The following is a 22,094-nucleotide window of genomic DNA, read 5'->3' on the forward strand; positions in this document are numbered from 1 at the left end:
ACTGTTCCTCCGGTTAACGGTTGCGCTACGGGAAAACTTGAGTGCGCCTTAGCGCTTCAGCATACGGCGGCCCATCTTCCAGGCGCCGCCCAGGGCCATCGGCACCACCGCCGCGCTGATACCGGCCAGCACGATCGCGCTCAGGTGCTTCTGCACGAAGGGATGGTTGCCAAACACATAGCCCGCCACGCACAGCGACACCACCCACAGCAGCGCGCCGATCACGTTAAACAGCTGGAAGCGGGCATGGGTCATGTCCGACACGCCGGCCACGAACGGCGCGAAGGTGCGCACCACCGGCACGAAGCGCGCCAGGATAATGGTCTTGCCGCCATGTTTTTCGAAGAACTCGTGGGTGCGGTTCAATGCATCCTTGTTAATCCAGCGGTAGTTCTGGGTATACACCCGCTGCCCGATCGCCTCGCCGATCCAATAATTGGTGGTATTGCCTAAAATTGCGGCAGTCGAAAGCAGGAACATCAGCAAGCCCAGGTTCATGTCGCCGGTCGCGCAGAAGGCGCCCGCGATGAACAACAGCGTATCGCCAGGGAAGAAGAACAGCACCACCAGGCCAGTCTCGCAGAAGACGATGGCAAACAGCAGCGCATAGACGTACACGCCATACTGTTCGATCAGGGTGCCCATAGCGCGGTCGACGTGGACCAGCATGTCCAGCAATTGTACGAAATCCATTATTAATCCAAAGTGGTTGCGGCGGGAATCATACCAAACAGTCCATCTTACAGGCTAAAATTGCCCGGCACCTTATAACCGGCTTAGATCCAAATAAAGGAGACAACCTAGTGAAGTCCTGTTTGACCGCCGCACTGATGCTGGCATTGCCCGTGGCCGCCGTGGCCGCCCCCGTCAAGGAATTGCCGCCCAAGCCCAGCGTGGGCGACATCGTCAAAGCCGCCAAGCCGGCCGAATGGCGCCAGCTGGACCCGGCCAACACCCTGTATATGGAGCTGCCAGCCGGCCGCGTGATCATCGAGCTGGCGCCCGCCTTCGCGCCCAACCACGCCGCCAACATCCGCACCATGGCCAAGGAAGGCTACTGGGACGGCCTGTGGGTGTATCGCGTGCAGGACAACTTCGTGGCGCAGTGGGGCGACCCGCGCGAGAACAAGCCGAAGGCGCTGGGCACGGCCAAGGCCAAGCTGGAACAGGAATTCACGGTGCCGATGAAAAACGACACCCAGTTCACCCGCCTGATGGACAAGGACGGCTATGCGGCCGAAGTCGGCCACTCCAACGGCTTCCCCGCAGCGCGCGACCCGAAATCGGGCCAGACCTGGCTGGCGCACTGCTACGGCATGGTTGGCGTCGCACGCGGCAATGAATCCGACAGCGGCAACGGCGGCACCCTGTACGCCGTGATCGGCAACTCGCCGCGCCAGCTGGACCGCAATATCACCGTGGTGGGACGCATTGTGAGCGGCATGCCGCTGCTGTCCGTACTGCCGCGCGGCCCGGCGCCGATGGGCATGTACGACAAAGAGGAACAGAACGTGCAGATCAAGTCCGTCAAGCTGATGGCCGACGTACCGGAAGCCGAGCGCACCAAGTTCGAGATATTGCGCACCGACTCCGCCAGTTTCAAAGCCGTCGCCGAAGCCCAGCGCAACCGCGGCGGCCCGTGGACCAAGCACGCCTTCGGCCACGTCGACCTGTGCAACGTCCCCATCCCCGTCCGCGAAGTGAAATGAAGTAATTTTTGTCCACTTCGGGGTCAGGAACAAAGGTGGACATTTCCTTAAGAAATGTCCACCTTTGTTCCTGACCCCACGGTGGACATTATAATGTGGCAATGAATGCGCCTAACCCACCTCGCCCGATCCGGGCTCTTCCTGATCAACTGATTTCCCAGATCGCTGCCGGCGAGGTGGTGGAGCGGCCGTCGGCCGTCGTGAAGGAGCTGCTGGAGAATGCGCTGGATGCGGGCTCGACCCAAGTCACCGTGCGCCTGGAGGAAGGTGGCGTGAAGCGTATTTGTATTACTGACAACGGCAAGGGCATCCCACCCGACCAGATGCCGCTGGCCCTGGCGCGCCACGCGACCTCCAAAATCGCTTCGCTGGATGACCTGGAGAACGTGGGCACCCTGGGCTTCCGCGGCGAGGCGCTGGCTTCCATCGCTTCCGTGGCCGCCGTTACCCTCACCTCCCGCACCGCCGATGGCGCGCACGCCTGGGAGCTGGAAGGTTCGCACGAGGGCACCGTTGTACCGTCCTCCGGCGCGCCCGGCACCACCATCGATGTGCGCGACCTGTATTTCAATACCCCGGCGCGCCGTAAATTCCTGAAATCCGAGCAGACCGAATTCGGCCACTGCGCGGAAGTGGTGCGCCGCATCGCCCTGGCGCGCCCGGACGTCACGTTCACCCTGAGCCACAACGGCAAGACCGTCGACCATTGGATGGCCAGCGATATGGCCAAGCGCAGCGCGCAAATCCTGGGCAGCAATTTCGAGGAGGCGCGCCTGGCGCTGGACGAGGGTTCGGGCGTGCTGCGCATCCACGGCTTCGCCGGCCTGCCGACCGCTTCCAAGGGACGCGCCGATAGCCAGTACTTCTACGTCAATGGCCGCTTCGTGCGCGATAAGCTGCTGGTGCACGCCGTGCGCGCCGCCTATGAAGACGTGCTGCATGGCGACCGCTATCCGTCCTACGTGCTGGCGCTCGACCTGGATCCGGCGCTGGTGGACGTGAACGTGCACCCGTCGAAGATTGAAGTGCGCTTCCGCGATGGCCGCGCGGTACACCAGTTTGTGTTCCACGCCGTGCAGCGCGCGCTGGCGGCGACCTCGGCCACTTCGCACGGCAGCGTGCCGTCGCCGCTGCCCGCCGCCGACAACCTGCAGGCCACCGGTCCGCAATGGCGCCCGCAGCAGCAAACCAGTTTCGGCTCCATCCTGAACCCGGATTACCGCCCGACCTTCTCGCCTTCGCCTTTCGGCGCGCCTGGCGCGGGCGGCGGCGTGGCGCAGAGCACGGAGCGCTATGGCGCACTGTGGTCGCCCGACGCGCGCGACGGCGCCTCCGGTGGCGCGACGGCGGCCGACGGCGGCAACGGCTTCCGCGCCTCGGCCGACTACACGCTGCCGCAGGCCGCGCCTATCGCCGCCAGTTCGGCGCAACTGGCGGGCGAGGAATTCCCGCTCGGCTTCGCCCTGGCGCAGCTGCATGGCATCTACATCCTGGCCCAGAACAGCAAAGGCCTGGTGCTGGTCGATATGCACGCGGCGCACGAGCGCATCCTGTACGAGCAGTTGAAGAACGCGCTCGACGCCCAGATCGACGGCACCGAGATGTCGGTGCAGAACCTGCTGATCCCGGTCACCTTCTACGCCGACGCGATCGACGTGGGCACGGTGCAGGAACATGGCGACACCCTGAAAACCCTGGGCTTCGACATCGCCGTGATGTCGCCGACCACGCTGGCCGTGCGCGCCGTGCCGGCCCTGCTGAAGAACGCCGACGCCCAGACCCTGGCGCGCGACGTGATCCGCGATGTGCGCGAATTCGGCGGCTCGCGCGTGCTGATCGAGCGCCGCAACGAACTGCTCGGCACCCTGGCCTGCCACACCGCCGTACGCGCCAACCGTATCCTGGCGGTGCCGGAGATGAATGCCCTGCTGCGTCACATGGAGGCGACCGAGCGCGCCGACCAGTGCAACCACGGCCGCCCGACCTGGGTGCAGATCGATATCAGCGCGCTGGATAAGCTCTTCCTGCGCGGGCAATAAGCAATGACCCAGTTGAACAAGCGCCCGCTGGCGGTCGCCATCATGGGGCCGACCGCCTCTGGCAAGACCGCCTCCGCGCTCGCCATCGCCCAGCATGTGCCGTGCGAGATCATCTCCGTCGATTCGGCCCTGGTCTACCAGGGCATGGATATCGGCACCGCCAAGCCGACCCGCGCGGAGCTGGCCGCCGTGCCGCACCACCTGATCGACATTATCGATCCGCTGGACTCCTATTCGGTGGCCCAGTTCCGCGCCGATACCCTGCGTCTGGTCGAAGAAATCAGCGCGCGCGGTAAGGTGCCGTTGCTGGTAGGCGGCACCATGTTGTATTACAAAGGCCTGGCCGACGGCCTGGATGACCTGCCTGGCGCCGATCCTGCCGTGCGCGCGCAGCTGGACGAGGAAGCCGCCCGCATCGGCTGGCCCGCCATGCACGCGCGCCTGGCCGCCATTGATCCCGAAACCGCCGCTCGCCTCAAACCCAACGACTCGCAACGCGTGCAGCGCGCGCTGGAGATCCATGCTCTGTCCGGCCGGCCGATGTCCGAGTTGCTGGCGCAGCGCGAGAAGGAAGATCTGCCATTCGAGCTGGTGTCCTATGCGCTGGAGCCGTTCGACCGCGCCTGGCTGCACGAGCGCATCGCGCGCCGCTTCGACATCATGCTGGAATCGGGCTTCCTGGACGAGGTGAAGGCTTTGCGCGCGCGCGGGGACTTGCATCTCGGCCTGCCGTCGATCCGCTGTGTCGGGTATCGCCAGGCCTGGGAGTACCTGGATGGTGCTATCGATTACGCGGCCATGCGCGAGACGGGCATCATCGCCACCCGCCAGCTGTGTAAGCGCCAGCTAACCTGGCTGCGCTCCATGCCGGAGCGGATCGTGGTGGATTGCTGCGCGCCGGATGCGGCCCGGCAGCTGCAGCAGCTGGTGCTTGCGAAAATCGCCGCTTGACAGGCTTGCGGCGAGCAACTACAATGCTGGCCTTGCGGTGATATAGCTCAGTTGGTTAGAGCATAGCATTCATAATGCTAGGGTCGGTGGTTCAAGTCCACCTATCACCACCAAAATTCAGCTACAATGTACGACCGTGCGGTGATATAGCTCAGTTGGTTAGAGCATAGCATTCATAATGCTAGGGTCGGTGGTTCAAGTCCACCTATCACCACCAGAATTTCATCAGGAATGGCCTGAACCGGCAACGGTCCAGGCCATTTTTGTTTCGTATGCCACCAGGCAGGCGCAGGTCACGCACCAGTCCCACATGCTCCATGGCACACAATGCCCACCAGCCTGGATCCCATTCGCCGTCTTTCAGTCCCAGCCGTGCCGAGTACGGGAATGCATGATGATTGTTATGCCAGCCCTCCCCCATCGTCAGCAGCGAGGTCCAGGGAATGTTCCGTCCCTGCACTGCCGCTCCTGCCACTTCGTATTCCATGTCACCGTGGTTATGGGCGAAGTAGCCGATTAACCAATGGCCGGTAACGCCGGCGCATACACGCGCGCACACGCCCCAGCAAACAAAAGCCCATCCACCCCAAAGATAAAACAAAACGGCCAGCGGCACTTGCTGCAGCATCCAGGTACGCTCCAGAAACTGATAGAAGCGGTCTTGCGCGTTGCGCGGTTCGATGCGAATCGCAGGCGGCGCGCCCAACTTCAGTTCGCAATGCAACTGCCACCACGCATCACGCCAGAATCCGGCGCCATGACGCAGATAAGGGTGACAGTCGGCTTTCCGCTGGGCGTAATCCCGCAGCTCATGCTGCCGCAACAAGCCAATTGGTCCTGCCAGGCCAACTTGCACGCCGCACCAGACCAACGCATATTCCAGCCATTTCGGACAGGCGAAACTGTTATGAATCAGCTTGCGGTGACTACCCAGCGAGTGCCCAAATAGCAGCACTGCCGCTGTCACCAGCGCAAATACCCCGATTGCAGTCCAGGAAAAAAATGCCGCCATGCCGGTGATGGCGCCTGCCAACATGGCAAAGTACCAAAGGGACTTGACTGGAGCGTATTGCACCCGCCCTTCGCATACTTCCGTGTAACTGCCATTTGTGACGCGATGAGCGCGCACCAAATTGCCAATCTTTCGCATGACCGCCTCCTTAAGGGCTAAGTTTTTTCTTGTTTTTTCGCTGCAATGGCACGCGACTCACGCTTGAGGGGGCGACCAACCGGGCAAACCTCAAACGCATACCCCGTCAAAGTATTGACCAAGTTGTCGCCATTTAATCTGTACAGCACGAACTGGCCGCGCCGTTCGCTGCTGACCAACCCTGCATTTTCAAGCACAGACAGGTGCCTTGAAATAGCTGGTGCGCTCATCGCAAAGCGCTCGGCCAATTCACTAGTCGAAAGCTCAGCCTCGGAAAGGTAAGCCAGGATCTGGCGGCGAGGCTTGGACGCCAGCGCTTCAAATACTTTGTCGAGTTCCATAATTCTATAATTAACTAATTAGTTAATATTTAAAGGCATTTCTGGCGCCGCGTCAAGATAGCTTGAGATTTGTCAGGAGGGCGGCGCGGTGCCGTGGCTACACTGTAGTTCCCATCACATGGAGGCGGAGATGGCAGACCTGATGACCCCTTTGGCCCGTATCGTGGCCGAGCATCGTGCAAACATCGTGGAAAAGCTGGGTGGCGAGGCGGCGCTGGCGATGGCGCTGCGTAATGAGCGCGCAGTGGAGGCGGTGGCGGAGGTGTGCTACGCCTTGCTGCCGGGCGTGCTCAGGCTGGCGGTGAAGGAGCCGCAGTTCCGCGCTTTCGTGCTGGCAAACCGCGACCGGGTGTCGGCGCTGCTGCTGCCGGCCTGAACTCAGGCAATCTGGGCGAACCCTTCGCGCAGTTCGTCGGCGTCTTCGGGGCGCACCACGCGCGCGACTTCCTTGCCGTCTTTCAGGAAAATCACGGTCGGCCACAGCTTGACGCGGAAGGCGCGGCCCAGCACGCGGCCGGGGCCATCCTCCACCTTGAAATGCGGGATGCCGGCATGCTCGCGGAAGGCCTCGGCGAGCGCCGGCTGGGCGCCACGGCAGTAGCCGCACCAGTTGGTGCCGAATTCCAGCACGGCCGGCCCGGTGAGCGCGTCGATGTCAGCCCGGCTGGGCTGCTCTGCCTTGTACACAGTTTCCATCATGCGTTCACCTTAGCACGGTCGCGCGGGCTTATGCGCCCGGCTGGATCGTGCCGTCGATCACGCGCGGCACTTTCTGCGGGTTGTCGTTGGCCAGGGTCGATGGCAGCGCCCATTCCGGCGCGTCCTGGTAGCACACCGGACGCAGGAAGCGGTCGATGGCGGTGGCGCCGACCGAAGTGGTGCGCGGGTCGGAGGTGGATGGGAACGGGCCGCCGTGCACCATGGCATGCGCGACTTCGACGCCGGTCGGGAAGCCGTTGAACAAGATGCGGCCGGCTTTGCGTTCCAGCGCCGGCAGCAGGCCGGCGGCGATCTCGCGGTCGTCGGCGGTGGCGTGTACGGTGGAGGTCAGCTGCCCTTCCACGTGCTCGGCAACGCGGCGCAGGTCGGCTGCCGTGCGGCAGCGCACCAGCACCGAGCTGGGGCCGAAGTTCTCGTCTTCCAGCGCCGGGGTGGCGAGGAAGGTCTCGACGTCGGTGCTGTACAGGTGCGGCTGCGCGGCGCAGGCGGTGCTGCCGGCGCCGCCCTGGGCCAGCAGTTCCACCTTGTCCAGCGCGGACAGTTTGCCCACGCCGGCTTCGTACGATTGGTGGATGCCCGGGGTCAGCATGGTGGTCGATGGCTTGGCCTGCACCGCTGCCGCCGCGGCGGCGGCGAATTCGTTCAGTTCCGGGCCTTCCAGCGCGACCAGCAGGCCGGGGTTGGTGCAGAACTGGCCGGAGCCCATGGTCAGCGAGTCGGCGAAGCCTTGCGCGATGCGCGCGGCGCCGGTTTTCAGGGCGCCCGGCAGCAGGAATACCGGGTTGATCGAGGCCATTTCGGCATACACGGGAATCGGTTCCTTGCGCGCCTGGGCGATACGCACCAGGGCCAGGCCGCCGCCGCGCGAGCCGGTGAAACCAACGGCTTTGATGGCGGGATGCGCCACCAGGTCGCCGCCGATCTGCACGTCGCCGATCACCAGCGAGAACACGCCTTCATGCAGGCCGCAGTCGGCCACAGCTTTCTGGATCGCCTTGCCCACCAGTTCGGAGGTGCCCAGGTGGGCCGGGTGCGCCTTGACGACCACCGGGCAGCCGGCAGCCAGGGCGGAGGCGGTGTCGCCGCCGGCGACAGAGAACGCCAGCGGGAAGTTGGAGGCGCCGAAGACGGCCACCGGGCCGACGCCGATTTTGCGCATGCGCAGGTCGGAGCGCGGCGGCACGCGCTCTGGCAGTGCGGAGTCCAGGGTGGCGCCCAGGAACAGGCCGTCGCGCACGACTTTGGCGAACAGGCGCAATTGGTTCACGGTGCGGCCGCGCTCACCTTCCAGGCGCGCTTGCGGCAGGCCGGATTCCTGCATGGCGCGTTCGATCAGCTGCGGGCCGAGGTCGAGGATGTTCTGCGCCACCTGCTCCAGGAATTGCGCGCGCTTTTCCAGTGCGGTCTCGCGGTAGGAGTCGAAGGCTTGCGCGGCCAGTTCGCAGGCGCGCTGCAGGTCGGCGGCCGTGGCCATGCCGAATGCCGGCTCGATTTCAATATTGCGCGCCGGGTCGGTCGCCTTCATCTGGCCTGCGCTGCCTTTCACGGCGGCTTGACCGATCAACATTTCACCTGCGATCTGCATTCTTTGCTCCTGGTTGTTTGGGTTCGGCAGGGCCGAAAGTTTACTTGAATTTGGCGCAGGGATCTGTGCGCTTTTGTACGGGAACCTTGCGGATTTCGTCATAGCTGCCCTGGATGCCGTCCGGCTCGACAAAGCCTATGGTGCGGACATTCAGCTTGGGTTCAATAGCATTCAGCCAGCGCGGCACGCCGATATCCTTGCGCACATGGCCATTGCCGGCAATGAGGACCACGTCGCGCGGCTGCTGGGCGCGAATCAGCTTGGCCATCCAGATATCGCGCGCCACCTGGGCGTTCACCATCCCCGGCAGCATCAGGTCGGACACCATATTGCAGTGGCCTTCCTGGATCGCCTTTTCCTGGCCGCGCCGCAGGTCGGCCGGCAGCGGGTCCTTCAGCTTGTAGGCGGAAACGGTGGCAGCGTCGAAGCTCAGGGCCAGGCCGTCGCGCACCACTTTCGACGCGTTGGCGCGCGACAGGTTGGCGGCGATCAGCGGCAGCTGGTGGGTCAGCGCCAGCTGGATCACAGGGTGGTAGTACTGCCACTCCCAGCGCTTGCTTTCCATGACCTTGATTACGCAGGAGGCGTCCAGGCAGCCCTTTTGCGCCTCGTCCAGCAGGCCCTGGGTCTCGCGGTCGAACTGCTCCATGGCGATCGCCGGGCGCCAGCCCGCTTCCACGCGCCGCTTCAGGTCCTCGAAGCGCAGTTTGTGGCCTTCCTTGTTGTCGTGCACTTCGCCCAGCAACAGCACTTGCGGATTGGAGGCGGTGGCGGGGGCCGTGTATTCCACGGGTTTCTTACTGCTGCTGCAGCCGGCCAGTGCCAGGGCGGCCAGCAGCCATGCGACGGTGTTTGACTTCATCGATGCGTTCCTCGAAAGCGGCTAGTCTAACAGGGCCGGGCTGCGGCCGTGCGGCTGCAGCAGGAAATCGACCAGGCTGCGCACGCGCAGCGACAGGTGGCGGGCGTGCGGGTAAATCAGGTAGAAGGGACGCGCGGTGCCGGCGTGCTGCGGCAGCACTTCCACCAGCTCGCCGCTGGCCAGTTCGCGTTCCACCGTAAAGCGGTAGGTCTGGGTAATGCCGCCGCCGTGCAGCGCCAGCGTATTCAGGCCGAGAAAATCATCGGCGCACACGATGGCGTCGTCCATCACCATTTCCAGTGCCTGGCCGTCGCGCAGGAAGGACCATGGCACCAGGCGCCCGGTGCTGGGCAGGACGAACTGGATGCAGTCGTGCCGGGCCAGCCCGTCCGGCCCCTCCAGCGACTGCGGCGTGCCGCGCCGCGCCAGGTAGGCGGGCGCGGCCACCAGCACCAGCGGCGAATCCTCCAGCAGGCGCGCGATCAGGCTCGAGTCCTGCGGGGCGCGGCCGCGGATGGCCAGGTCGTAGCCCTCCTCGGCGAAGTCGATGTTGCGGTTGCTGATGTGGACTTCCACTTGCACCTCGGGATACAGCTGGCGGAAGGCCGCCAGCCGCGCCAGCAGGCGGTAATGGGCATACGGCGTGGGCACGCTGATGCGCAGGCGCCCGGCCGGCGCGGCCTGCTGCCCGGTCACTGCGCGCTCCGCCTCCACCAGTTGCGACAGGGCCTGGCGGCACTGCTCGAAGTAGACGCGGCCGCCGTCGGTCAGGCGGATCTGGCGTGTAGTGCGCACGAACAGGCGCACGCCCAGCCGTTCCTCCAGGCGCGAAATGGAGCGGCTGACCGCCGCCGGCGTCACCCCGGCCGCCGCCGCCGCCGCCGTGAAACTGCCCTGCTCGCCCGCCAGCACGAACAGCTCAATACTGCCCAGTTGCATATCGTCGAAATGCCGCTGCATTTGTTACCCCATGTATCAATTCAATTGCCTGGAATCCGATTTATCTACTTGCGCGTCATAAGTATAGTGGCTTCACCTTAACTGAACCATGGAGTTCGAAATGAAAAAGACTGTCATCGTCACCGGCGCTTCCAGCGGCCTGGGTTTCGCCATCGCCAAAGCCTATCTGGCGCGCGGCTATAACGTGGTGGGCAATGCGCGCAGCCTGGACCGCCTGCAAACCGCCGCCGCCCAACTGGGCCATCCCGACAACTTCCTGCTGGTGGCGGGCGATATCGCGGCGCCGGCCACCGCCAAGGCCCTGTTCGAGCAAGCTGTGGCGCGCTTTGGCAAGGTCGATATCCTGGTCAACAACGCCGGCATCTTCATCGCCAAGGCAGCGGTGGATTACAGCGAGGCCGATACCGACGCCATTGTGGCGACCAACCTGAAGGGCTTCCTGTTCCCGGCGCAGGAAGCGGTGCGCCATATGGCAGCGCATGGCGGCGGCCATATCGTCAACATCACGGCCAGCCTGGGCGTGACCCCGGCCAAGGCCACGGCCCTGCTGCCGGTACTGGTCAAAGGTGGTCTGAATATGGCGACGCGCGCCCTGGCGCTGGAAGTGGCGGACAAGAACATCAAGGTCAATGCCGTAGCGCCCGGCATTATCAGCACGCCGATGCATGGCAAGGACGCGGCCACCCAGGAATTCCTGAAGGGCCTGGTGCCGACCAAGCGCATGGGCTCGGCCGAGGATATTGCGGACGCCGTGCTCTACCTGACCGACTCCACCTTCATCTCCGGCCATGTGCTGACGGTGGATGACGGCGCTGCCGCCGGCAACTGGTAAGGCGAGCTTACAGCCCGCATACGCTGTGGATGCTGGTGAACGACACGCCGCCGGCAATGGCGCGGCCGATGCAACTGACCTTCTGCCAGCCATTGTCGGACACGGCGAAACCACCGATCACCAAGGCCAGGACCACGCCGCCCAGTATCAGGGTGCCTCTTAGCGTATCATTAATCTTCATTGCTTCTCTGACAAATTTTGCAAACACATGATTCTAGTCGCCCGGAGGCCACCGCGCCAAGGCGCAGCGGCACAAAAGTCGCGTAATTCCAACTAGGCGCTGGCCAGGGCGTGCAGTTTGCTGATGGTGGTCCAGCTGCGCGAGGTCACCGCATCGCCCAGGGCCTTGCCCATGGCGGCGGCGGCGCGGCTGGCCAGCACCCCGTCCGGGCACCAGATGTAGGCGGCGTGGCGGCCCAGGGCAAAGGCTTCCGGCTGCCAGCTCTGGCGTGCCAGCGGCTCCAGCTTGCCGCGGTCTTCTTCCGGTCTTTTGAGCACGCCCACCACCAGGCGCGAGTAGTCGCTGGCCACACCCTGCAGGCAATTTTGCGCGACAATCTCGGCCAGCTGGCCGGCGCCGATCACGGTGACTTTGGCGGGCACGCCCAGTTTCAGCACCAGCGCATCCTCGATACGCGCCGCGCTGTCGGCCGCCTCGGCCGGGCTGCAATCGAACACCACGTTGCCGCTGTTGAGCACGGTGCGCACATCGCTATAGCCCATCTCCGCCAGCACATGGCGCAAATCCGCCATGGCGATGCGTTTGGCGCGCCCCGTATTAATCCCGCGCAACAAAGCGACCAGGCGTTGCTTACTCATGACCATCCTCCCTGCTTGGCGCCAGTATGCGGCAGCTGGCGCGGCGGCGGCGCTCAGCTTGCCGTCGGCGCGTGCAGGGGGGCGTCCGGGTGGCGGTCGGGGCCGGTGTCGCTCGGCGTTTCGCGCGGGATGCGCAGCACAAAGCTGGCGCCCTGCCCCTGGGTGCTGGTGACGGAAATGGTGCCGCCGAATTGCTTGACGATGAGGTTGAAGACAATGTTCAGGCCCAGGCCGGTGCCGCCCTGGCCGCGCCGGGTGGTGACGAAGGGGTCGAACACCTTGTCCAGCATATCGGGCGCGATGCCCTTGCCGTTGTCCACCACCTGCATTTCGATCCAGTCACCGTCCGGGATCACGTTGATGTCGATATTGCCGGCGCCGTCCGGCTCGAAGGCGTGCTCCACGCAGTTCAGCGTGAGGTTGGTGATGACTTGCGCCAGCGCGCCGGGATAGCTGTCGAGCATGATATCGGCCGGGCAGTTGATCTCGACCACGATGCGGGTTTTCTTCAGCTTGGGCTGCAGGCTGGACACCACCTCGCCGATGTACTCTTTGAGCTCGAAGCGGCGGCGCGCCTCGCTTACCTGGTCCACCGCGATCTGCTTGAAGCTGTGGATCAGGTGCGCCGCGCGGTAGGCGTTGTTCATGATCAGGCGCGCGCTTTCGCCCGCCGTTTCAATGTACTTCTGGATTTCCGATCTCTTGACCTGGCCCGCCTTCATCGATTCATCGACCGCCGTGGTGGCGTCCATCAGCACCGAGGCGCTGGTCAGGGCAATGCCGACCGGGGTATTGATTTCGTGCGCCACGCCGGCCACCAGGGAACCGAGCGAGGCCAGGCGCTCGGCCTGCAGCAGCGATTCCTGGGTGCGCTGCAGGTCGTCCAGCGCCTGCGCGGTTTCCTGCGCCGAGCGGCGCGCCTGGTCCTCCGCCTCGCGCGTGCGTTTGATGATCGATTTCACCTTGCGCTGGATGGCATTGAAGCCGCGGATCACGTCGCCCAGTTCGTCGCTGCGCTTTTCCGGCAGCTCCTCCACCTCGTCGCTGCCGCGCGTGGCCAGTTCGAATAAACCGTCGCGCAATTTCTTCAAGGGGTCGAACACGATGCGCAGCGAGAGCGCCAGCGCCACCACCAGGATCAGGTCCAGGGTCAGCACTTCCACCACTTTGCGCCGCACTTCGGCGGCCAGGGTGGCGTCGATCTGGGCGCGGCTGAAATTGACCACCACGCGGCCCACGATCACCGGTTTCAGCGCGCTGCCGGCGGCACCGGCGTCGCGGTAGGCCAGGTCGGCCACCACCGGGGCGCCGGCCACCGTGGTTTCGGATTCGATGGGGACGATGCTGCCGTCTTCCTTGCGGCGCTTGCCGGAGAACAGGCCGACTGAGGTGTCGTAGACGCGGATCGCCACCAGCTCGGGCGGCAGCATTTCGGCGGCGACGATATTGTCGACCTTGGCTTTATCCAGGTCCCACAGGGCGGAAGGCAGGCTGGTTTGCAGGCGGGTCAGCACCCCTTCGCGCAGGCGCTGGTTGGCCACTTCCAGCTCATGGCCCAGGCTGTATTGCGCATAGGTGCCGGAAATACCCAGCACAACGGTGACGATCACCACGAACAGTGCAGTCAGCCGGCCTTGGATACCAAACATTAACTCCCTCCCCTTATTCCCACCAATGTAAGGGATGCAGTGTCGCTTGGCAAGATTTTAAGAGGTGATGCCACGGCTGCACTTTGGTAAGATCTGATCTGATTACCAGGGAGAAGAGAAAAATGACGGCCACCTACCGCCACCTGCCGCTGGCCGATGTCCAGCCCGGCATGGTGCTTTCCGACGAACTGCTCGACCAGCAGGGCCAGGTCCTGCTGCCGGCCGGCACCGTGCTGACTGAAAAAATGCTGGAGCGCCTGCCGGGCCACGGCGTTGAATCGCTGGCCATCGCCGACGACACGCCGGCCGACCCGGTGCTGCTGGCGGCCCAGCGCGCCGCCCAGCTGGAACGCATCGCCGTGCTGTTCCGCCGCCACGACCCCGACAATAGCGAAGACTGGGCCGCCAACGCCCTGCGCGCGCTGGTGACCGATTTCCGCGTCGGCAAGGAGACTGCATGAGCGCCGCACTGACCTATGACGATGTGGTGAAGAACCTGGACGACCTGCCCTCGCTGCCGGCGGTGGTGATGGAGCTGCTAAACAGCATCGACCAGGAGGAAGTCGATATCGCCGTGCTGGCCAAGAAGGTGTCGCACGACCAGGCGCTGACCGCCAAGACGCTGCGCCTGGCCAACTCCTCGCTGTTCGGGCTGCAGGTCAAGGTGACCACCATCCAGCAGGCCATCACCTTCCTTGGCTTCCAGAGCACGCGCAACCTGATCACCGCCGCCGCCGTCACCGGCTGCTTCGCCGACAAGCTGTGCCCCGGCTTTGACCACCGCAGTTTCTGGCGCCATTCGATTGCCACCGCCGCCTGCGCCAAGGTGCTGGCGCGCCATGTGCGCTTTAACCAGGATTACGCCTTCACCGCCGGCCTGCTGCACGATATCGGCCGCCTGGTGCTGGTGTCCAGCTTCCCCGAGCTGTACGCGCAAGTGATCGCGCACCAGAAAGAGCACGACTGCTATGCACTGGAGGCGGAACGCGCCGTGATCGGCATCGACCATGTCGAAGCCGGCCTGGCGCTGGCGGAGCATTGGAATTTTTCAGACACGATGCGGCTGGCCATTGCCGGCCACCATGAGCCGGAAAAGCCGGGCGCCGGCTTCCTGGCCACGATCATTCATGTGGCCGACGCCGTCGTGCATGCACTGGACCTGGTGCAGAAGCCGGACGACATGGTGCCGCCCGTTTCCACCGTGGCCTGGCAGGCGCTCAACCTGAGCGAAGACACCTGCCTGCACCTGTTCCGCGAAACCGAACTGCAGTTCGAGGAAATCGCGATGGTGCTGCTGGCCTGAGGCCAGCCTGCCGGCTGAGTGGGCCGGCTTAATGCGCGCTGGCTTGCGGCATGCCGTTCTGGGCCGAAGCACCCGCCGGCTTGTCGTCTGGTTTTGGACGGCCTTGCGCGTCCGACAGGCGGTACTTGGTGCGGCGGTCGCCCATCAGGTCGCGCAGCTCGCGGATGCTCATGCCGGTCACCTCATGCATGCGGATCAGCAGCGAAGCGCCGACCGGCAAGCGGTGGTGGCGGATCTTGCTGATGACAGGCGGAGCGACTTCCAGCATGCGCGAGAGCGCAGCGTCGTTCTTCAATTGCATTTTGCCGAGCAGGATGTCCAGCAGGTGGTTCGGGTTATAGCTTTCCTGCGATGCGAGAGCGTGGTGTGCCATGATGAATCCTCTCTTGACAGTGGAGTGTTGAGGAAGGGCCTAGCAGTGTTGACAAATTCTCATGCTGCACTGCGCGGCTAGCCTTGTTCAACATCAAGACTTGGCGATGAATTCGCAAAAATCTTGACAACAATGCCATTTCAACACAGTCACTATTCCTGTGTCGCACGAAAGAACCCTATGGAAATAGTTACGCCAACGCCTTTTATGCCGTAACGGAAATGATGCTACCCGGCGCCGGGGTGCCGGGAGTGGGCCGGTTGGACTGCGCGCTTTGCGCTTGCAAATCCTGGCGCGTCAGGAAGTCCTGCCGCTCGGCGGCCCGGGCTTGCTCGGCGGCCTGGGTTTCCTGGCGGCGCGTGACGGTTTGCTCGGTGCGCTGCGCCTGCTGCTCACGGATGCGCTGCTCCTCCTGGCGCAACTGGCGTTGTTCAGCCGCGCGGCGCTCGTTGGCCACATTGTCGACCTGCTGGAAATTCGGGGTGGTCGGCCCTACTCCGTTGACAGCCATGACAGTTTCTCCGGCAAAATTGCTTCTTTAACTCTAGGACTCAACGGCCCTGATTTCAAGGGCAGCGCCGCGATTTACGGTAAACTTGAGGGTATGCAGAAAAAAGTATTCATTAAAACCTTCGGCTGCCAGATGAACGAGTACGACTCGGACAAAATGGCAGACCTGCTCGGCGCGTCCGAGGGACTGGTGCGCACCGAATCCCCGGAAGACGCCGACGTGATCCTCCTCAACACCTGCTCCGTGCGCGAAAAAGCGCAGGAAAAAGTGTTTTCGGACTTGGGCACCTTCAAGAAACTCAAGCAAGCCAAACCCGAACTGGTGATTGGCGTGGGCGGCTGCGTCGCCTCGCAGGAGGGCGAAGCCATCGTCAAGCGCGCGCCGCTGGTTGACGTGGTGTTCGGCCCGCAAACCCTGCACCGGCTGCCTAAGATGATCGAGCTGCGCCGCCAGTCCGGCAAGCCGCAGATCGACATCAGCTTCCCCGAGATCGAGAAATTCGACCACCTGCCGCCGGCACGCGTGGAAGGCGCCTTCGCTTACGTCTCCATCATGGAAGGCTGCTCCAAATACTGTTCTTACTGCGTGGTGCCCTACACCCGTGGCGAGGAAGTGTCGCGCCGCTTTGAGGATGTGCTGACCGAAGTCGCCGGCCTGGCCGCCCAGGGCGTGAAGGAAGTCATGCTGCTGGGCCAGAACGTGAACGCCTTCCGCGGCGAGACCGCCGACGGCAACCTGGCCGACTTCGCCATGCTGATCGAATACGTGGCCGAAATCCCGGGCATAGAGCGCATCCGCTTCGTCACCAGCCACCCCAAGGAATTCACGCAGCGCCTGATCGACTGCTACAAGAACATCCCGCAACTGGCGGACCAGCTCTACCTGCCGGCGCAGCATGGCTCGGACAAGATCCTGGGCGCCATGAAGCGCGGCTACACCGCGCTGGAATACAAGTCCATCATCCGCAAGGTGCGCGCGGTGCGCCCGAACGTGGTGATCTCGTCCGACTTCATCGTCGGCTTCCCCGGCGAGACGGACGAGGATTTCGACGCCATGTATAAGCTGGTGCAGGATGTCGATTTCGACAACAGCTTCAGCTTCATCTTCAGCAAACGCCCTGGCACCCCGGCCGCCAACCTGGCCGACGACACGCCGGCCGAAGTGAAGTCGGCCCGCCTGCAGCGCCTGCAAGCGCTGTTCGACGAAAACACCAAGCGCCACAGCGCCGCCATGGTCGGCATGACCATGCAAGTGCTGGTGGAAGGCCCGTCCAAGCGCGGCGGCAATGAAATGCAGGGCCGCGCCAGCAACACCCGTACCGTCCACTTCGACGGCGGCACCAATGCGCAAGCCCTGGTTGGCCAGATGGTCAGCGTGCGCATCACTGAAAGCCTGGATTACTCCCTGCGCGGAGAAGCGAACCTTTGAAAACTAAAACCCCGGTGCAACCGCACTACTTTGTTCCAGAACCACTGGACAACACACGCCTGGCCCACCTGTGCGGCCCGCTCGATGAAAACCTGCGCCAGATTTCCGCCGCGCTGGATGTGACCATTTTCCGCCGTGGCGAGAAGTTCATCGTCAGCGGCAGCAATGCCGAACGCGCCGTCGCCATATTGGAGCGCTTCTACGCCGTCGCCGACAAGGTGGTACCGGTGGAGGAAGTGCAACTGGCCCTGGTGGAACAACGCGCCAGCGAAGCGCCGGACGATTTCGGCCCGGGCGAAGAAGAACCGCCCTTCCATGAGCCGGACATCACCAGCCCGCTGTTGAAAACGCGCCGGCACGACCTGCGCGGCCGCACGCCGCACCAGATCCGCTACCTGCGCAATATTCTGGAGCACGACATCAGCTTCGGCATCGGCCCGGCCGGCACCGGCAAGACCTACCTGGCCGTGGCCTGCGCAGTGGACGCGCTGGAGCGCGATGCGGTCAAGCGCATCATCCTGACCCGCCCTGCGGTGGAAGCGGGCGAACGCCTGGGCTTCCTGCCGGGCGACCTGGCGCAGAAAGTCGACCCATACCTGCGCCCGCTGTACGACGCGCTGTACGACCTGCTCGGTTTCGACCGCACGCAAAAGATGTTCGAGAAAGGCGTGATCGAGATTGCGCCGCTGGCCTATATGCGCGGCCGCACCCTGAACCACGCCTTCGTGATCCTGGACGAAGCGCAGAACACCACGGTGGAACAGATGAAGATGTTCCTGACCCGTATCGGCTTTGGCAGCAAGGCCGTGGTGACGGGCGACGTGACCCAGGTCGATCTGCAGAAGCACCAGAAGTCCGGCCTGGTCGATGCCACGCACGTGCTGCGCAATGTGCGCGGCATCGCCTTCAGCCACTTCTCCAGCGCCGACGTAGTGCGCCACCCGCTGGTGGCGCGCATTGTCGATGCCTACGAAAAATCGCATGAAGCCGCGGCCGAAGTGGTGCCGCTGCTGCCAACCGCCAAACCTGCAGTGAAAGCCGTACGCAATGCCCGAAAAAAATAAGCTGACCCTCTCAGTCCAATACGCCGACCCGCGCCTGCAGGAAGAAATCACCCGCCCGATGATCCGCAAATGGGTCAAGGCCGCCCTGTTCGCGCCGGCCGAACTGACGATCCGCTTTGTCGATGCAGAAGAAGGCCAGGAGCTGAACCGCGACTACCGGGGCAAGGACTACGCCACCAACGTGCTGACTTTCGCCTACAACGAAGGCGAAGAAGTTGACGAGGACGAACCGACCCGCGCCGACATCATCCTGTGCACCGACGTGCTGCAGCGCGAAGCGGCCGAGCAAAAGAAATCGGTGGAAGAACACACCGCCCACCTGATCGTGCACGGCGTGCTGCACGCCCAAGGCTACGACCACGAAGACGACGAGGAAGCGGCCGAGATGGAAGGCCTGGAAACCGAAATCATGACCGGCCTCGGCTACAAAGACCCTTACTAGCAAATTAGTTGCCACGCGGATTTCAACCGTGTGGCACGAAAATTTCAGCTCTGCTATTGTTTGCGTTTTGATAATTTCCGCGCAGACATATCATGAGCACCGACGTCCTGGCCCAGGTCTATGGCGCCCTTGCCCAGTTCGCCAGCGAAAGCCGGCTGTACGAGCTCACCCTGGAAAAACAGGATGACTACGGCTCCGGCGGACTGCTGGTAGAAGCCTTCTTCGCCGACGATTGCCTGCAGGAGACCCTGGCACGCGACGTCATCGCCCTCTCCACCAGCGCCACCATCCGCCCCGCCGACCTGGTGGGCCAGCGCGCCACCCTGCAGGCCAGCCTGGCCGACGGCAGCCGCACCGCCTTCCACGGCCTGGTCAGCCACGCCGCCATGCTGGGCAGCGAAGGCGGCTTCGCCCGCTACCGCCTGCGCCTGTCATCCTGGCTCTGGCTCGCCACGCAAACGCGCAACAGCCGCGTATGGCAGGACAAGAGCGTGGCCGACATCGTCGATGCCGTGTTCGGCGACTACGCGCCCTACGCCGACTGGCAATGGAGTGACGACGCCCAGGCCCTGCTCAACGCCATCCCGCCGCGCAGCTACTGCTGCCAGTACCGCGAATCCGACTACGACTTTGTGCGCCGCCTGTTGACCGAAGAAGGCATCGCCTGGCGCCATGAGGACGGCGAGGACGGGCAAACCCTGGTGCTGTTCGCCGACAGCAGCCAGCAATCGGCCACGCCGGAAGACGCCAGCAGCGCCGCCGGCCAGGGCCTGCGCTACCACGCCGCCCGTGCCGGCGAAAAGTTCGACACCATCCAGGCCCTGCACACCACGCGCCAGCTGGTGAGCGGCGCGGTCGCCGTCATCAGCTACGACTACAAAGCCAAAGCCGCCGTCAGCGCCAGCGTGCCGACCCGTATCAACGACCTGGGCAAACACGCCCACCAGCCGGAAAGCTACGACTACCCCGGCCAGTACTTCTACGCCAGCAGCGCCGAAGCCGAACGCTACGCCACCCTGCACATGCAGTTGCACGAAGCGCGCAGCCAGCAGCATCAGGGCCGCTCCACGGTACGCACCCTGCGCGCCGGCACCCGCTTCGACATGCTGCAAGGCCCACTGTCCCTTGACGGCGAAGCGCAAAGCTACGTCGTGCTGCGCGTGCTGGGCGTGGGCGTGAACAACCTGCCCACCGCCGCCAAGCGCGGCCTGGCAGAACTATTCGGCCCCATCCCCGAGCTGCTGGAAGAACTGGCTGCCGCTGCGCGCGAGCTGCCCGGCGACTTCCGCACCACGGTGGAGAAAGCCTCCGCCAGCGGCTACGCCAACAGCTTCGCCGCCCTCGCCGCCGACGTGCCATGGCGCCCCGCCCACCACGGCGGCGAAGGACGCCAGCACGCCAAGCCAAGCGCCATGGGCAGCCAGAGCGCCATCGTGGTCGGCGAAGACGGCCAGGACCGCCCGCAAGGCGGCAAGGAAATCCATTGCGACCACCTGGGCCGCGTTCGCATCCGCTTCCACTGGCAGGAAACGGCGGACGCCACCTGCTGGGTGCGCGTCGCCCAACGCTCCGCCGGCGGCGGCATGGGCAGCCAGTTCCTGCCACGCATCGGCCAGGAAGTGCTGGTGCAGTTCCTGGAAAACGACATCGACCGCCCCATCATCGTCGGCGCGCTATACAACGGCCAGGGCGAAGGCGGCATCGCACCGACGCCCGGCGGCCAGACAGCCGGCGCAGCGCAGCAACCGTTCACCAGCGCACACGACCACGCCCCCTCCGGCCAGGGCAACACCGCCGCCGGCAACAGCCCCGTATGGCACGGCCTGGCCGCCGGCAGCGGCGACCACCGCAACACCGCCGCCCAGTGGGGCCTACGCAGCAAGGAATTCGGCGGCAGCGGCTACAACCAGCTGCTATTCGACGACACCGACCAGCAAGGCCGCATCCAGCTGCGCAGCACCCAGTCCGCCACGGAGCTGAACCTGGGCCACCTGCTGCACAACGCCGACAACTTCCGCGGCAGCCTGCGCGGCCAAGGCGCCGAGCTGCGCACCGACGCCTACGGCACCGTGCGCGCCGGCGCCGGCCTGCTGGTCAGCAGCTACAAGATCACCCACAGCGCCGCGCAGCGCGAACCGGTAGGCGACAACACCGCCGGTATCGCCATGCTGAAGCAAGCCGTGAAACTCGGCGAAGCCTTCCACGAAGCCGCCACCAAGCACAAGACCGTCGGCCTGACCGCCCACACCGGCCTGCCCGACGCCAAGGAAGAAGAACCGCCGCTCAAGCAATTGCAAACCGCCGTCTCCGGCATGGTCGGTTCCGCCAGCATGGAGGCGGCATTGGCCGATGCCGGCGACCGCAGCACCAGCCCCGGCAAAGACAAGCTGCCACACACCGTCGACCCGATCATCGCCATCTCCGCCAAGGAAGGTCTGGCCATGAGCGCCGCGCGCGATGTGCAGTTCGCCGTGGGCTCGGTGGCCACGGTGATGAGCGGCAGCGACACCCAGCTGGCCACCGGCGGCCAACTGCGCGTGCACACCATGGAGGCGATCGGCATGCTGGGCGGTGCGGTCAAGCCGGGCGAGAGGGAGCTCGGCATGCAATTCATCGCCGCCCGCGACAACATCGACGTGCAAGCGCAAGCCGGCACGCTGGATGTGATGGCGCGCGACACCATCAATGTGAAAAGCTCGAACGCCCATATCGACTGGGCATCGGCGAAGAAGATCAGCCTCTCCACGGCGGGCGGCGCGAACATCACCATTGATGGCGGCAATATCACCGTACAGTGCCCTGGCAAGATCGAGATCAAGGCGGGCAAGAAGTCATTCGTCGGTCCGGCGCAGGAGGCGTACAAACTGCCGGTCATGCCACGCAGTGAAGTGAAGGACGAGCCGATCAACTTCAAATTATTGCTCTCAGATGTGCCGGGAAAATACGGCCGTCCCCTGGCGGAGCGTCCGTGGAGAATCGTCGAGCTAAAGAACCCGTCAGGCGATCCCTACAATCCAAAACACATCCGTCAGGAACTCGCATCCGGCACCAGTTCCGCAAGCGGAGAATGCGAATTGGACGAGATGCAGAAAAAAGCGATCTGGAGCGCAGCAAATAAAGCACAGGGAACGCTATTCATGGTATCGGGCCCCAATATCACCCCGTTGGTCATATCCAACCTGACTGCAAGCGCCACAGACATGGCCGAGCGCAAGATCCTCGATGCGCATAATTACGCAGTTTCCCAGGACCATTTAGATGAAGCGCACAAACAAATGTTGAAGCAGTGGGCCGAAAGCGATTACGAGAATCGCCTGACCGGGAACCCAAAAAACGAAACACTCGTATAGAAGAGC

Annotated in this window: 23 protein-coding genes and 2 tRNA genes; 13 read left to right on the top strand and 12 right to left on the bottom strand. The window is 64.0% G+C overall.

Going from position 1 to position 22,094, the window contains the following annotated elements; genetic code table 11:
• Positions 1-48: 48 nt before the first annotated feature.
• Entirely contained in the window at positions 49-693 is a 645-nt protein-coding gene (locus GTP41_RS10275; protein ID WP_161025488.1) for a VTT domain-containing protein, read from the bottom strand.
• 110 nt (positions 694-803) lie between these two features.
• Between GTP41_RS10275 and GTP41_RS10280 the strand changes: the two genes are divergently transcribed.
• From GTP41_RS10280 to GTP41_RS10300, 5 genes are all read left to right on the top strand, one after another.
• A complete protein-coding gene (locus tag GTP41_RS10280; RefSeq protein WP_371867327.1) occupies positions 804-1,709 on the top strand; it encodes a peptidylprolyl isomerase in 906 nt (301 codons plus the stop codon).
• 101 nt (positions 1,710-1,810) lie between these two features.
• Positions 1,811-3,748 carry a DNA mismatch repair endonuclease MutL gene (gene mutL / locus GTP41_RS10285; protein WP_161025489.1) on the top strand — a complete coding sequence of 646 codons (1,938 nt, stop codon included), beginning with the start codon at positions 1,811-1,813 and terminating at the stop codon, positions 3,746-3,748.
• A 3-nt stretch (positions 3,749-3,751) separates the two neighbouring features.
• Positions 3,752-4,699, top strand: a complete 948-nt coding sequence (miaA, locus tag GTP41_RS10290; RefSeq protein WP_161025490.1) for a tRNA (adenosine(37)-N6)-dimethylallyltransferase MiaA — start codon at positions 3,752-3,754, stop codon at positions 4,697-4,699.
• Between the two features lie 36 nt (positions 4,700-4,735).
• A tRNA-Met gene (locus tag GTP41_RS10295) sits at positions 4,736-4,812 on the top strand.
• Between the two features lie 27 nt (positions 4,813-4,839).
• A tRNA-Met gene (locus GTP41_RS10300) sits at positions 4,840-4,916 on the top strand.
• Here the strand turns inward: GTP41_RS10300 and GTP41_RS10305 are convergent.
• On the bottom strand, positions 4,908-5,849 hold the full coding sequence (locus tag GTP41_RS10305) for an acyl-CoA desaturase (protein ID WP_161025491.1): 942 nt from the start codon (positions 5,847-5,849) through the stop codon (positions 4,908-4,910). The genes GTP41_RS10300 and GTP41_RS10305 overlap by 9 nt on opposite strands.
• Before the next feature lie 17 nt (positions 5,850-5,866).
• Positions 5,867-6,190 carry a metalloregulator ArsR/SmtB family transcription factor gene (locus tag GTP41_RS10310; protein WP_161025492.1) on the bottom strand — a complete coding sequence of 108 codons (324 nt, stop codon included), beginning with the start codon at positions 6,188-6,190 and terminating at the stop codon, positions 5,867-5,869.
• A gap of 130 nt (positions 6,191-6,320) precedes the next feature.
• On the opposite strand from GTP41_RS10310, the gene GTP41_RS10315 reads away from it, so the two are divergent.
• On the top strand, positions 6,321-6,566 hold the full coding sequence (locus tag GTP41_RS10315; RefSeq protein WP_161025493.1) for a hypothetical protein: 246 nt from the start codon (positions 6,321-6,323) through the stop codon (positions 6,564-6,566).
• 2 nt (positions 6,567-6,568) lie between these two features.
• Here GTP41_RS10315 and GTP41_RS10320 read toward each other — a convergent pair whose 3' ends face one another.
• Genes GTP41_RS10320 through GTP41_RS10335 form a run of 4 tightly spaced genes read right to left on the bottom strand, consistent with a single transcriptional unit; the run spans position 6,569 to position 10,317 of the window.
• Positions 6,569-6,886, bottom strand: a complete 318-nt coding sequence (locus GTP41_RS10320) for a thioredoxin family protein (RefSeq protein WP_161025593.1) — start codon at positions 6,884-6,886, stop codon at positions 6,569-6,571.
• 31 nt (positions 6,887-6,917) lie between these two features.
• Complete coding sequence (locus GTP41_RS10325) at positions 6,918-8,495, bottom strand: aldehyde dehydrogenase (NADP(+)) (RefSeq protein WP_161025494.1); 1,578 nt, start codon at positions 8,493-8,495, stop codon at positions 6,918-6,920.
• Positions 8,496-8,535: 40 nt separating this feature from the next.
• A complete protein-coding gene (locus GTP41_RS10330) occupies positions 8,536-9,357 on the bottom strand; it encodes a ChaN family lipoprotein (protein ID WP_161025495.1) in 822 nt (273 codons plus the stop codon).
• A gap of 21 nt (positions 9,358-9,378) precedes the next feature.
• Entirely contained in the window at positions 9,379-10,317 is a 939-nt protein-coding gene (locus GTP41_RS10335) for a LysR family transcriptional regulator (protein WP_161025496.1), read from the bottom strand.
• Positions 10,318-10,417: 100 nt separating this feature from the next.
• On the opposite strand from GTP41_RS10335, the gene GTP41_RS10340 reads away from it, so the two are divergent.
• A complete protein-coding gene (locus GTP41_RS10340) occupies positions 10,418-11,149 on the top strand; it encodes an SDR family NAD(P)-dependent oxidoreductase (RefSeq protein WP_161025497.1) in 732 nt (243 codons plus the stop codon).
• Between the two features lie 7 nt (positions 11,150-11,156).
• On the opposite strand, the gene GTP41_RS27130 is transcribed toward GTP41_RS10340, so the two are convergent.
• The 3 genes from GTP41_RS27130 to GTP41_RS10350 form a co-directional block, all read right to left on the bottom strand.
• Positions 11,157-11,330, bottom strand: coding sequence for a hypothetical protein (locus GTP41_RS27130; RefSeq protein ID WP_202419688.1), 174 nt, complete (start codon positions 11,328-11,330; stop codon positions 11,157-11,159).
• Positions 11,331-11,422: 92 nt separating this feature from the next.
• A complete protein-coding gene (locus tag GTP41_RS10345; RefSeq protein ID WP_161025498.1) occupies positions 11,423-11,968 on the bottom strand; it encodes a DUF1697 domain-containing protein in 546 nt (181 codons plus the stop codon).
• A gap of 53 nt (positions 11,969-12,021) precedes the next feature.
• Positions 12,022-13,617, bottom strand: a complete 1,596-nt coding sequence (locus GTP41_RS10350) for a sensor histidine kinase (protein WP_161025499.1) — start codon at positions 13,615-13,617, stop codon at positions 12,022-12,024.
• Between the two features lie 122 nt (positions 13,618-13,739).
• Between GTP41_RS10350 and GTP41_RS10355 the strand changes: the two genes are divergently transcribed.
• Positions 13,740-14,078 carry a hypothetical protein gene (locus tag GTP41_RS10355; protein ID WP_202419689.1) on the top strand — a complete coding sequence of 113 codons (339 nt, stop codon included), beginning with the start codon at positions 13,740-13,742 and terminating at the stop codon, positions 14,076-14,078.
• Entirely contained in the window at positions 14,075-14,920 is an 846-nt protein-coding gene (locus GTP41_RS10360) for an HDOD domain-containing protein (protein ID WP_161025500.1), read from the top strand. The genes GTP41_RS10355 and GTP41_RS10360 overlap by 4 nt, the downstream gene beginning before the upstream one ends.
• 28 nt (positions 14,921-14,948) lie before the next feature.
• Here the strand turns inward: GTP41_RS10360 and GTP41_RS10365 are convergent, their stop codons facing one another.
• A complete protein-coding gene (locus tag GTP41_RS10365) occupies positions 14,949-15,293 on the bottom strand; it encodes a hypothetical protein (protein WP_161025501.1) in 345 nt (114 codons plus the stop codon).
• Between the two features lie 205 nt (positions 15,294-15,498).
• Positions 15,499-15,804 (bottom strand): hypothetical protein, encoded by a 306-nt coding sequence (locus GTP41_RS10370; protein WP_161025502.1) that lies wholly within the window; start codon positions 15,802-15,804, stop codon positions 15,499-15,501.
• A gap of 93 nt (positions 15,805-15,897) precedes the next feature.
• Between GTP41_RS10370 and miaB the strand changes: the two genes are divergently transcribed.
• The 4 genes from miaB (at position 15,898) to GTP41_RS10390 (ending at position 22,088) form a co-directional block, all read left to right on the top strand.
• Positions 15,898-17,232, top strand: a complete 1,335-nt coding sequence (gene miaB / locus GTP41_RS10375) for a tRNA (N6-isopentenyl adenosine(37)-C2)-methylthiotransferase MiaB (RefSeq protein ID WP_161025503.1) — start codon at positions 15,898-15,900, stop codon at positions 17,230-17,232.
• Positions 17,229-18,296, top strand: coding sequence for a PhoH family protein (locus tag GTP41_RS10380; protein ID WP_161025504.1), 1,068 nt, complete (start codon positions 17,229-17,231; stop codon positions 18,294-18,296). Before miaB ends, GTP41_RS10380 begins: the two co-directional genes overlap by 4 nt.
• On the top strand, positions 18,280-18,738 hold the full coding sequence (gene ybeY, locus GTP41_RS10385) for an rRNA maturation RNase YbeY (RefSeq protein ID WP_161025505.1): 459 nt from the start codon (positions 18,280-18,282) through the stop codon (positions 18,736-18,738). Before GTP41_RS10380 ends, ybeY begins: the two co-directional genes overlap by 17 nt.
• 92 nt (positions 18,739-18,830) lie before the next feature.
• Positions 18,831-22,088: a type VI secretion system Vgr family protein gene (locus GTP41_RS10390; RefSeq protein WP_161025506.1), complete on the top strand. Its 3,258-nt coding sequence runs from the start codon at positions 18,831-18,833 to the stop codon at positions 22,086-22,088.
• The last annotated feature ends 6 nt before the right edge of the window (positions 22,089-22,094 follow it).

It is taken from the genome of Pseudoduganella guangdongensis, assembly GCF_009857475.1.
Taxonomy (GTDB): Bacteria; Pseudomonadota; Gammaproteobacteria; order Burkholderiales; family Burkholderiaceae_D; genus Rugamonas; species Rugamonas guangdongensis.

What these genes read in the sequence shown, in the direction of transcription:
- GTP41_RS10275 (WP_161025488.1), bottom strand. Translation starts at nt 693, where the DNA reads ATGGATTTCGTACAATTGCTGGACATGCTGGTCCACGTCGACCGCGCT.
- mutL (WP_161025489.1), top strand. Translation starts at nt 1,811, where the DNA reads ATGAATGCGCCTAACCCACCTCGCCCGATCCGGGCTCTTCCTGATCAA.
- miaA (WP_161025490.1), top strand. Translation starts at nt 3,752, where the DNA reads ATGACCCAGTTGAACAAGCGCCCGCTGGCGGTCGCCATCATGGGGCCG.
- GTP41_RS10305 (WP_161025491.1), bottom strand. Translation starts at nt 5,849, where the DNA reads ATGCGAAAGATTGGCAATTTGGTGCGCGCTCATCGCGTCACAAATGGC.
- GTP41_RS10310 (WP_161025492.1), bottom strand. Translation starts at nt 6,190, where the DNA reads ATGGAACTCGACAAAGTATTTGAAGCGCTGGCGTCCAAGCCTCGCCGC.
- GTP41_RS10315 (WP_161025493.1), top strand. Translation starts at nt 6,321, where the DNA reads ATGGCAGACCTGATGACCCCTTTGGCCCGTATCGTGGCCGAGCATCGT.
- GTP41_RS10320 (WP_161025593.1), bottom strand. Translation starts at nt 6,886, where the DNA reads ATGGAAACTGTGTACAAGGCAGAGCAGCCCAGCCGGGCTGACATCGAC.
- GTP41_RS10325 (WP_161025494.1), bottom strand. Translation starts at nt 8,495, where the DNA reads ATGCAGATCGCAGGTGAAATGTTGATCGGTCAAGCCGCCGTGAAAGGC.
- GTP41_RS10330 (WP_161025495.1), bottom strand. Translation starts at nt 9,357, where the DNA reads ATGAAGTCAAACACCGTCGCATGGCTGCTGGCCGCCCTGGCACTGGCC.
- GTP41_RS10335 (WP_161025496.1), bottom strand. Translation starts at nt 10,317, where the DNA reads ATGCAGCGGCATTTCGACGATATGCAACTGGGCAGTATTGAGCTGTTC.
- GTP41_RS10340 (WP_161025497.1), top strand. Translation starts at nt 10,418, where the DNA reads ATGAAAAAGACTGTCATCGTCACCGGCGCTTCCAGCGGCCTGGGTTTC.
- GTP41_RS27130 (WP_202419688.1), bottom strand. Translation starts at nt 11,330, where the DNA reads ATGAAGATTAATGATACGCTAAGAGGCACCCTGATACTGGGCGGCGTG.
- GTP41_RS10345 (WP_161025498.1), bottom strand. Translation starts at nt 11,968, where the DNA reads ATGAGTAAGCAACGCCTGGTCGCTTTGTTGCGCGGGATTAATACGGGG.
- GTP41_RS10350 (WP_161025499.1), bottom strand. Translation starts at nt 13,617, where the DNA reads ATGTTTGGTATCCAAGGCCGGCTGACTGCACTGTTCGTGGTGATCGTC.
- GTP41_RS10355 (WP_202419689.1), top strand. Translation starts at nt 13,740, where the DNA reads ATGACGGCCACCTACCGCCACCTGCCGCTGGCCGATGTCCAGCCCGGC.
- GTP41_RS10360 (WP_161025500.1), top strand. Translation starts at nt 14,075, where the DNA reads ATGAGCGCCGCACTGACCTATGACGATGTGGTGAAGAACCTGGACGAC.
- GTP41_RS10365 (WP_161025501.1), bottom strand. Translation starts at nt 15,293, where the DNA reads ATGGCACACCACGCTCTCGCATCGCAGGAAAGCTATAACCCGAACCAC.
- GTP41_RS10370 (WP_161025502.1), bottom strand. Translation starts at nt 15,804, where the DNA reads ATGGCTGTCAACGGAGTAGGGCCGACCACCCCGAATTTCCAGCAGGTC.
- miaB (WP_161025503.1), top strand. Translation starts at nt 15,898, where the DNA reads ATGCAGAAAAAAGTATTCATTAAAACCTTCGGCTGCCAGATGAACGAG.
- ybeY (WP_161025505.1), top strand. Translation starts at nt 18,280, where the DNA reads ATGCCCGAAAAAAATAAGCTGACCCTCTCAGTCCAATACGCCGACCCG.
- GTP41_RS10390 (WP_161025506.1), top strand. Translation starts at nt 18,831, where the DNA reads ATGAGCACCGACGTCCTGGCCCAGGTCTATGGCGCCCTTGCCCAGTTC.